This window comes from Microcoleus sp. OTE_8_concoct_300 (genome assembly GCF_031383065.1).
Taxonomy (GTDB): Bacteria; Cyanobacteriota; Cyanobacteriia; order Cyanobacteriales; family Microcoleaceae; genus Microcoleus.
In genome coordinates, this window is the sequence record NZ_JANMZH010000016.1 from 1 (window position 1) to 10,546 (window position 10,546).

Annotated in this window: 8 protein-coding genes; 1 reads left to right on the forward strand and 7 read right to left on the reverse strand. The window is 46.7% G+C overall.

What is annotated here, in order from left to right; translation table 11 throughout:
* Positions 1 to 246: 246 nt before the first annotated feature.
* The 3 genes from ACUVJL_RS01075 to ACUVJL_RS01085 form a co-directional block, all read right to left on the reverse strand.
* Positions 247 to 954, reverse strand: coding sequence for an SDR family oxidoreductase (locus ACUVJL_RS01075; RefSeq protein ID WP_445244150.1), 708 nt, complete (start codon positions 952 to 954; stop codon positions 247 to 249).
* A gap of 83 nt (positions 955 to 1,037) precedes the next feature.
* On the reverse strand, positions 1,038 to 2,447 hold the full coding sequence (locus ACUVJL_RS01080; RefSeq protein WP_445244151.1) for an NYN domain-containing protein: 1,410 nt from the start codon (positions 2,445 to 2,447) through the stop codon (positions 1,038 to 1,040).
* A 42-nt stretch (positions 2,448 to 2,489) separates the two neighbouring features.
* Entirely contained in the window at positions 2,490 to 3,812 is a 1,323-nt protein-coding gene (locus tag ACUVJL_RS01085) for an APC family permease (RefSeq protein ID WP_445244152.1), read from the reverse strand.
* A 671-nt stretch (positions 3,813 to 4,483) separates the two neighbouring features.
* On the opposite strand from ACUVJL_RS01085, the gene ACUVJL_RS01090 reads away from it, so the two are divergent.
* Positions 4,484 to 6,046, forward strand: a complete 1,563-nt coding sequence (locus ACUVJL_RS01090) for a hypothetical protein (protein WP_445244153.1) — start codon at positions 4,484 to 4,486, stop codon at positions 6,044 to 6,046.
* Positions 6,047 to 6,438: 392 nt separating this feature from the next.
* On the opposite strand, the gene pstB is transcribed toward ACUVJL_RS01090, so the two are convergent.
* The 4 genes from pstB to pstS all read right to left on the reverse strand — a co-directional run.
* Positions 6,439 to 7,290: a phosphate ABC transporter ATP-binding protein PstB gene (gene pstB / locus ACUVJL_RS01095; RefSeq protein WP_445244154.1), complete on the reverse strand. Its 852-nt coding sequence runs from the start codon at positions 7,288 to 7,290 to the stop codon at positions 6,439 to 6,441.
* Positions 7,291 to 7,346: 56 nt separating this feature from the next.
* On the reverse strand, positions 7,347 to 8,327 hold the full coding sequence (gene pstA, locus ACUVJL_RS01100) for a phosphate ABC transporter permease PstA (RefSeq protein WP_445244155.1): 981 nt from the start codon (positions 8,325 to 8,327) through the stop codon (positions 7,347 to 7,349).
* A 92-nt stretch (positions 8,328 to 8,419) separates the two neighbouring features.
* On the reverse strand, positions 8,420 to 9,421 hold the full coding sequence (gene pstC / locus ACUVJL_RS01105; protein ID WP_445244156.1) for a phosphate ABC transporter permease subunit PstC: 1,002 nt from the start codon (positions 9,419 to 9,421) through the stop codon (positions 8,420 to 8,422).
* Positions 9,422 to 9,622: 201 nt separating this feature from the next.
* On the reverse strand, positions 9,623 to 10,546 hold a 924-nt coding region (gene pstS, locus ACUVJL_RS01110; RefSeq protein WP_445244157.1), incomplete at its 5' end, for a phosphate ABC transporter substrate-binding protein PstS.

Here is a 10,546-nt window from a genome sequence, read left to right on the forward strand (position 1 = left end):
TTTGTCATGTTTTTTGGCTTAAATCATTGGTAAAAGCTATGTTTCGCCATCACAAGATTGACAAAACTTATATTGCCGAGGCCAGCTCAAATTCACTCATCTTTCTAAATGCTGTTTTCTGACTTTTTCAGCAAGCCCTACATAATTAGGTTGCGCGCCAGTTCTCAAACTAAAAGATGTCATAATTTTTCTGGCTTTGGGCTTCCGCTGCCGAATCCCGAATGCCTTCAAATCACTCCTTACTCGCTAAAAGAACAAATGACTTTCCGGCTGAATATTAATCTCCATCGGCACAGCTTGCGGGTCAGCCGAAAGAGCAAACATAATCGCATTTGCAGCAGTTTCGGTACTCAGCATTTTTGATCGGTCTACCTTCAAACTCACATTATCCCAAAACGGAGAATCCACCCCGCCAAAATAGAATAGCGTAAACTTAATGCCGAAGCGTCGCAGCTCATCTGCCATGCACTTGCTGAAACCAACTACCCCAAACTTTGAAGCGCAATAAGCCGTTCCCATCGCCATCGAATGCTTACCCAAAATCCCGATGACATTGCAAATGTGGCCGGATTTGCGCTCTTTCATCACATTCGCCGCTGCTTGAGACGTGTAAAAACTGCCTTTTAAGTTCAAGTCAAGCATTGCATCTAAATCAGCCGGTTCTAACTTGTTCCACTGCTTGAGAATTCCGGCACCGGCGGCGTTTACGAGGGCATCAATTTGTCCGAAATGCCCCGCAGCTTTGTGCATCAGCGTCTCAACTTGCGGCAAATCCGTGATATCTGTGGGTACGCACAGTACCTCTGTTGCTGAAAGTTCGCTAGCTAAAGCGTCTAATTTACTGCTGTCTCTGGCGGCGAGCACTAGCCTCGCACCCGCATCAGCGAGTTTGCGGGCCACTGCTGAACCGATGCCGCCAGTCGCACCCACTACAACCACAACTTTGTCGTGCATATCCCTTTACATTTCTTTACGTCCAGATTATATGATAACTCAAGTTGCTAGTAATGGCGATGCTTATATATTTTAATTTTTAATTAATTGAGGGAAACTTGCCAGCCTTTTTCTACTTTTTTTAGCTGGAGAGAAGCGCAGGATTGCAAAAATTTTGTAAATTTTCTACCGAGATTAAAATCTTTAATTATTTGGGTAATTTGTTTGCCGTATTGTCTGTGAAATTCGCTGCCTACATTGGAGAGAAATACAGAATTTTCCGGAGAGTTGTCGGTTAAGTCGCCAACGATTTTGACAAGAGCTCTTTCCAAGTCTTCCAGAGAATTAATATCTGTCAAGCTGGCAGGTGCTGCCTGGTGGTGATTCAGATTTTCTTGGCTAAGTATTGGGGGTGGGGGCGACAGTTTGACTTCAAAAAGAGTGACATAAGTTTGAGAAGTTGCTGAGGGTTTGTGGATGACAAAATCGGTGGGATATTTGAGAAAGATATCCCTGGTTTTAGTGCCGAGAAAATGATGGGCAACAACTTGATTGAGGACTAAACCGTAATTCTCTCTAAATAAAGCTGAAATTGTAGAGAGTTTTATCCACTGAGCTGAGGTGCGCTGTTGCTCATTTTTGATTAATTCTTTTAGCTGAATAACTAATTGTTCTAGGGGTGTAATTTCCGGTATGGTTACGAGGGAATGGGTTTCAACTTGTCCAGTTTGGCTGTTTAAAACTATGATTTTATCTATTTGTTTGCGGACTTGAAATACGGTTAATCCGTGGGCTTGCAGTGTGTTGCTGAGGTGAGTGAGGGCTCGATCGGACGAACAGACAAAAATCTCTTTGGCTGTGGGATAATGTACGAAAATCGAGGCGCCGACTGTAGCCATTTTTAAGTCGGCGCTGTCTTTGCCGGGGGGGACGTGAATTAGTTGATAGCCGCGCTGGTGAAATTCGGCATCTTTCTTGCCCATGCTGCGCCAGTTGGCAAAGGCAACTTTGATTTGGATGGGATAGTGGCAAATTCCCTCTAGGAATTTTTCTGTTTCGATGGTGAGTTGCAAGTTTTCGACATCTAGCAGCAAGATAGCAATGCCGAGAGGAAGCGGGGCTGGTCGATTGGCTGTTGGAGTTGGAGGTTCTGAGGAAACTGAGTTTTGTGATTTAGCTGGTGCTGTTTGAGATGGGGCTAGCTGCTGAATTTTGGCCCATAATTTGCTGAATTGAGGTGAATTAACGAATTCTGGAACCAGGAGAATTTGTAGGTATTTTTTCGCTATCAGCAGCAGGGAATCTGTATCGCTGGCTACTCTGAAACTTTTTGTCAATTTTCCAATCAAAACTGACTGAAAAGTAGGTTTGCCCCAGGGGGTGTTCCTGTATTTTTCAGCTATCCATTCGGGATGCTGTTCCTGAATGGTAATTAGTGTTTGAGCGATATAGCGACTGATGGCGCTGAATGCGGGAGATTCTTGAGTCGCCAGCAAGGAAGTTCGATCGGGCATGGCCCTCTACAATGCGGGATGCTGTTTCAATTTATCACAATTCTAGTTTCTCGCCGGGAGTCGGACGATCGCCCGCCAAATTAAACCGGCGGCAATTAATGCCAATCCTGTCAGCCAAATTTGCCTCTGGACCCAGAAAGCCAGAAACAGACAATTCCCCAAACCCAACCAAGCCAACCACTGTGGATAAAGCCTTTCGGCGGGGGAAAGTTGCAGGGCGGCGAGGTTGGTGATAGCGTAGTATATCAAAACACTAAAAGCACTGAAGGACCAAGTGGTTTTGACATCGCCGAGGAGGATTAAAAGTGCGATCGTAACTTCGACAACCACCACAGCCACGTAGGGAGTTGTCCCCTCTGGATTCAGCCGCGCCAAGACTCTTGGCATATCCCGACGCCGCCCCATCGCCAGCCAGACGCGCGACAGCCCTAAAATTAAGTTCAGCAAGACTCCCAACATAGCGGTAATTGCACCGACGGCTAGCAGTTGAGAAACTCCTGGAATTGGGAAACTGCGGGCGATGACTTCCAGGGGTGCAGTCGTGGCACCTGTTTTTAAAGACAATTTATCGGCTACCCCCGCGCCCGCGACAACTATTGCTACCGCCACGTAAAGCAGCATTGTCAGCCCCAAAGTTAAAATTATGGCTTTGGGAATGGTTTCCCTCGGTTCCCGCACTTCCTCGCTCATTGTGGTGATGCGGGCGTAACCGCTATAAGCGACAAACATCAGGGCGGTGGCCTGCAGGATGGAGCCGATCGAGTTATCATTCTGTAGCGCGGGCATAGACCACCTTACCTCTGGCAAACCGACAGCAACAAACACCGCTAAGGATAGGAGTGTAACTGAGACTGTGACTGTATTGGCAATATTTGATCGCCTAATTCCCGTCAATACAATTAAAGTGAGGGTGGCGAGGGCGACTAAAGCTGTTAGGATTAGGTAAGTGCGATCGGCTACACCAACTGCATTTAAAAAATACCCCGCAAAACCTAAAGCAGCAGTAGCCGCAGAAGCCGTTTTCGCCAACAAAAACATCCAGCCGGCAGTGAAACCCAGCCAAGGATTGAGATATTTGTAGCCATATTCATAAGTACCGCCGCTAACAGGATGATTTGCCGCTAATTGAGCGCTGTTAAGGCCATTGCAAACAGCGACTAAAGCCGCAATACATACAGCCAAAATCACCCCCGGCCCAGCAACTTCCGCCGCAATGCCGATACTCACAAATACTCCCGTACCGACAATCGAGCCGAGGCCCATGAGAGTTGCGCCGAAAACACCTAATTCTCGCTTTAACAGAGAGGGAGACATAATTACACTAGGGTTAGTTTCATACAAATATGTGGCTGGAGACACCATCATACTTATTTTTCAGGACTTTCCTGCGGGGTTCGGAAACCGGGTTTTTTTCTGGATAGCTCGTTACCAAACTTAATATTTAGTAATTACCGTTTAGGAAATAATAGAAGATGTCCGAGATATAACGGTGGTTACAACTATCATAATTTGTCAGGAACCTCAGCTATCAAGGCGTGAGGGTTGGAAGAGAAATCTTAAAAGCCGTCCTGACGGGCCAAGCGTCTTAACTGACTACGTTTGTTGAGTCACGACACTCCTTGAATGCGTAGCTAGTTTTGGGCTCTGTCATTTGCAGTTAAACAGTTTTAAGGTCACTGAAACAGTGCTGCAAGTCGAAAAAGCTCATTAAACATTGGCGAAGTACAGACGACCTGCCAGGTCGTCTCTTCTACCCCGAAAGGGAGGCTAAGCTGTCGCGCATTTAAATTGTATATTCTCCGCGGGCGGGACACCCCACAAGACTTTGATTTTTTTTTGACATACAGTTTAAATGCAGAACAGTTTATGAGTGAGCAAAATACTATGCGTACAGGATTGGGAGATTTGAAACGGTAACTGTCTCGTTGAAAGTGCAACACAAAGGTACACCGAACCAACCAATCCCAAGGCGATAGTAAATTCAAAAAACAATGCAAAGCCGTCCGAGAAGGACGGGGTTTATACCCATTTTTCTGATGAGTATTCCGATTCAGGTTTCACCTGCGACGAACGATCTGATCCTATCAAAAGACCAGACGCTCGCTGAAGTGGTGAAAGTAACTATCCCAAAATCTGGGGTAGTCCCCAAAGTGGATGCCTATTTTCTGGCAGACACGACCGGTAGCATGAATACAGCGATCGCCGCCGTTAAGAGTGGCATCGTCGATGCCATGACCAGAATCCAGGCCCAAGGGTCAGATGTCTGGTTCGGGGTTGGCGACTACAAAGACTTTCCGGCCCCCGTTGCCCAGGAACATCCCTATGCCTTCGCGCACCAATGCAGCCTGAGTGCGAATATCACCGAAGTCAAAGCCGCGATCGATTCCTGGGACACCTCCCCCGGTCAGGACACTCCAGAAGCTCAATTCTATGGACTCGATCAAGTTGCCGAACCACCAGGGGGCAAGATCGGTTGGCGTGCAGATTCCAAGCGGATCATCGTTTGGTTTGGTGATGCCGCCGGTCACGACTCAGTATGCAAGGGAATTTCCAACCTTTCCTACGACATTACTGAGGCATCGGTCACCGCTAAGCTAGTCGCCGAGAAGATCAAGGTGCTGGCACTTAGCATGAACACCAACTATCGTGCCCCCGCGGGACTCGACGACGAACCCAGAAACTCCTCCAGCGCGTTTAGATCTAAATGCGGAGAGCCAGGTGGCACACCTGGACAAGGGACAAGAATCGCCAAAGCGACGGGTTGCAAGCTGGTCCAAGGTGTGAGTGTCAATACGATTATCGATACGATCGTGACTGAATTGACGGCACAGATCGCAGTAATCGGGAACGTCAGTCTGGTAGCCAGTGGTGCAACCGCACCTTTTGTACAAGCGATCGCACCTACCGTCGGTTATGGTCCCCTGAGCAGAGATCGAGACCATGAAATTAGCTTTGACGTTTCCTGGCTTGGAACCGTAGCAGCAACCTACGAGGATCAGGTCTTCAACGGCTCCCTCGATGTCGTTGCCGATGGAGAAGTCGTTGGCGGCAAGACAGTCAAAATTACAGTACCACTCGATGAGGAAATTATAATGCCACGCCCAGATGATGTTTCCGGTACCTGGATGTTGATTCACCAAGTGTCGGGTGCTTATTTAATAGCTGATAATTATGCCCCCGTTGTCAACAATCTAGTCCATCTCTGGTACCAAAATCCTCCTGTTATTACGCCAGGGAACAAAGGACACCTGTGGGTTCTGATCAAGCAAACCGATGGAACTTACCTCATCCAGACCTCTGAGAAACAATTGGGTGGCCCAGCGCAGTTGTATCTCCAAGCGCCGACCAACCCGGTGGCTGACGGCTACCCAAGGTTGCAACTGCGCAACAACAGTAGTAGTTTGCAGTCCTGGGTACTTGTTCCAGTCAGCAGCGATCCCGACACTTACGCCATCCAAGCAAAAGATTTTCCTGACTATGCCCTAGGGACTATTAACTATCTTTCTTATAACGCGGCGGAGACGTTCGTGACCATCAACCGCACCTGGGGAAAACCAACTTTCCATCACTATTGGCGACTGACCAAGCCTCCCGCTTGATGCCCAGTGAAAAAAGATAGAGCAGATTGCAAGTGAAATAGAGTACCAGCAATTCATGGCATCAACGAATACTGATTTGCCAACTGATGTTACTGTCATAAACCTGCAATCTGCTCTATAGAACCCATTTGATAAGCTGTTCTGCATTTAAACTGTATGTCAAAAAAAATCAAAGTCTTGTGGGGTGGGCGTCCCGCCCGCCCTGAATATACAATTTAAATGCGCGACAGCTTATCTATTGCCATTGCCACAAGTCTTATACCAGATACATTTCAGCTTTTTTGTTGCCTTCGTAGTAAGGACTTTAGTCCTCTTCGTTCGTAGTAAGGACTTTAGTCCTTATTGACTAAAAGCCAACTGAGAGAGGACTAAAGTCCTGACTGCGAACTATGTTAACCGAAACGACCTTGAATGTAATCTCTCGTGCTCGAATTGCCCGCAGAAGTAAAAATCTTACTTGTCGGCCCAAATTCAACCAGGCGGCCGATACGACTTTCATCAGTATTAAAAAATGCCGTGTAATCAGAAACACGAGCAGCCTGCTGCATATTGTGCGTCACAATCACAACAGTTAACTGCTGCCGCAGAGTCTGAAATAACTCCTCAATCTTCATCGTTGAAATCGGATCTAGAGCAGAACAAGGTTCATCCATCAGCAAAATTTTTGGCTTCACCGCCAAAGCGCGAGCAATACAAAGTCGCTGCTGCTGTCCCCCCGAAATCCCCTGAGCCGATTTCTTCAAATCGTCTTTGACTTCATTCCAAAGCGCCGCACTTTTGAGTGCAGATTCCACAATTTCATCTAATTCTGCTTTGCTTTTGCGACCAAAAATCCTCACCCCGTAAGCAATATTATCGTAGATGCTCAGCGGAAAAGGATTTGGTCTTTGAAACACCATCCCAATTTGGCGGCGCAAACTATTAATGTTTACTTTCTGGCTGTAAATATCCTGTCCAAAAAACTCTACTCTTCCTTTAATTTGAACCTTTCCCTCCAATTCACCAATCCGGTTGAGAGCTTTGAGAAAGGTAGATTTGCCGCAACCTGAAGGGCCAATAATCGCCGTAATTTGCGGGTGAGGGATATTCATCGATAAATTTTCTAAGACTTTGTGAGTTCCGTAATAAAAACTCAAGTCCTGAACCCGCAGTGCTGGCATTGCATTGGGGTCAATTTCCTGGGTGGGATTTTCTAGGAAATTATCTGTATAGTTTTCGGCTTTTAAGTTAGTTTTAGGTTTCATTATTTGCCTGGTTATATTGTTAATATTTGACTGATAGATGGAGTTGAGTTATTGATTTATCGATTTTGCAAGCGTTTCCGAGTTACTGTACGGGAGGCGACGCTAGCAATCAAAACCATGGCCAAAAGCACAGAGGCAGCAGTCCACGCCAATTCGTTCTGCTCTTTGTAGGGAGAGCTGGCGTAGCTATATATTAATACTGACATAGAAGGAGTCGGAGTCAGCAGTGTCTCGGGAATTTCTTTGAGTTTTGAGATGGTTTCTGCACCTATGGGGGACTGCATTATCTCGCCCAACTTATCCACTAAAGGAGGCCAAAATTGACTCGACAACGCTGTTACAATCAGCGGTGCGGTTTCGCCGGCGGCCCGGGAAGCAGCGAGTAAAATACCTGTGGTAATAGTTGGAAGTGCTGAGGGTACGATCGTGCGAAACATAGTTTGAAAGCGTCCCCCTCCCAAAGCAGCAGAAGCGAGGCGGTAAGAAGTAGGCACTAATTTTAATGCTTGTTCTGTTGTCAGAGCAACAACTGGAAGCATGATGATGCCGAGGGCAAAACCGCCTGCTAATGATGAAAATGCTTTGGTAGTAACGACAATTAGGGCGTAGGCAAAGACGCCAATTACGATCGAGGGAACGCTGCTGAGAATGACGGTGATAAAGCGAATACTATTGGTTATCACTTTGTTTTCTCTACCAAACTCAGACAAAAATATTCCCGTCAGTACGCCTATGGGAACGCTGATTAATGTAGCAATTCCTACCATTAAAGCTGTGCCGAGAATCGCATTTGCAAAGCCGTTAGGCTGGTCTTCAACTCCGACGGGTGCTGGTAGAGACACTAGCACTTCCCAGCTCAAATGTGTGAGTCCTTCCCCCAGGATTTTGTATAAAATAGCAAACAAAGGGAGCAGGGCCAGAGCTGTCAGAGCGAAAGCGATAACTGTCATTCCCCGGCTGAAAATAGTTCGGCTTAGGGATAGGGGGTTGTTGATTTCTGCATCCAGAATACTGTCTAATTTTTGGGCTTGAGTCATCGGATTTTAGATTTTAGATTTTAGATTTTAGATTTTAGAACCAGCGGATAAATCCGGCGGCGCGGCTTGTGACCAAGTTGCTTTCGATGATGTTAAATTTTAGCTCCTTTGACGCCAATTAGCTGAACTAACAAGACTGCGATCGCATTTACCAACAGAGTGATGACAAATAGAATTAGGGCTAAATACATCAAAGCGCCGATGTGCAGCGGTTCGAGAGCTTCCCGAAATTGACTTGCCAAAACAGCAGGAATTGAGTAGCTGGGAGCGAGCAGGGATGGGTTAATTTGAATCGAGTTGCCAATTACCATTGTGACTGCCATTGTTTCGCCTAAGGCGCGTCCCAATGCTAATATGGTGGCGCCGATAATCCCCGAACTAGCTGCTGGCAATAACAGCTTGAATATCGTTTCCCAGCGGGTGGCACCGAGGGACATGGAAGCACTGCGCAAATCTACTGGAACTGACATCAATACATCGCGGCTGATGGCGGCTACTGTTGGCAAAATCATAATTGATAACAGTATTCCTGCAGGCAGCATTCCAGGGCCTAAAGGTTCGCTGCTGAACAGGGGAAACCAACTGAATTTATCGAACAATGACTGCTGCAATGGCAACAAGAAGGGAATCAAAACAAAGATTCCCCACAGGCCAACTATCACGCTGGGAATAGCCGAGATTAATTCAACCAGGAATCCCAAGGGCGATCGCACCCAAACGGGTAAGAAGTTCTCGCTAGTAACTATAGCTACTGACAGCCCTAAAGGAAGTGCGATGATTATGCCGATCGCAGAACTAATTACAGTACCGTAAATAAACGGCAAAGCCCCAAACTGCAACTCGCCGATATCCCACTTAGGATTCCACAAAAAGGAGAGTCCAAAATGGCTAATAGCTGGCCAAGCATCTTTAAAAATTACCGCGCTTATCAAGAACAGCGTGCCCGCTGTCGCTAGGGCAAAACCCCATACAAATAGTGTAAATCCTGACTCCATCCATAAACCTTCACCAGAAGTATCTGTCAAGTCTACTTCTGCGTTTATTTCTGCCGGTTCCCGAGTCTGTTTTTTCGGTTTTTTTGAAAGATTGGTCATACCGGAATTCTTGCGTAAAAAGTGAAATATTTGCTTGCAAGACGAGTAATTCTAATGGGCTGGGTGCGCGCTGCACACCGGGTTTCTAGGGGTGCAGCGCGCACCTTACACAGAAAATTTAGCGCACATTAACCTGATAATTTGTGAGTTTTGAGTCATACATTTAACTGATCAACTCATAACCCCGTGCGATCGCCGGAATTAACCTCTGGCAACCACACTCTGATTAACTGTTTGAACCACCTTTTTAGCTGTAGCTGAAGGAATTGCAGTATACTCTAGCTGTTTGTTGATACCTTGACCGGTAGTCATCACCCAATTAACCATCTTTTTAATAGCATCTGCTTTCGCTGCAGGATACTGTTTGTAGATTAACAGCCAAGTCAAACCAACAATCGGATAACCGTCGTTAGGATTGCCTTCAACTAAGCGGAAATCTGCTGGGTATGTTTCCCCTGCTAAAGCTTTCTCTGCTTCTGCCAAGCTAGGATCTACAAACCTACCAGCTTTATTTTGAATAAATGCTGTCTGAAGCTTGTTTTGCCGAGCATAAGTATCTTGAACGTAGCCGATCGCACCCGCTGTATTCTTCACCAAAGCAGCTACGCCGGGGTTTCCTTGACCGCTGACAGGGCTTCCGGGCCAACTCGGCTGAGCGGAAGCTTTAATGCTGCTACCAGTTGCCTGCAAGTGGTTAGCAAAAATAAAAGTAGTACCGCTGCTGTCTGCGCGTACAGCTACTCGAATTGGAGTATTTGGCAAGCCTTTAGCTTGTCCAGAAATTCCGGCTATTTTAGGATCGTTCCAGCGGGTAATTTTGCCTTCAAAGATGCCTTTCATTGCCTCGTTATTTAGCCTCAGATTGGTCACTCCGGGCAAGTTGTAAACAACTGCAACAGCGCCGCCAGCAGTGGGAACCGCCATGACGCCACGCTTTACCTGAGCGATTTGTGCCGCCGTCATCAGCGCGTCGCTGCCTGCGAAATCAACAGTGCCTGAAATTAATGCTTTGATACCAGCACCGCTGCCAGTTCCTTCGTAGTTTACAGTAATTTGATTTGCACTTCTCATCTGAGAGAAGTAGCGATCGTAAAGGGGTTTGGGAAAAGTTGCTCCCGAACCGTT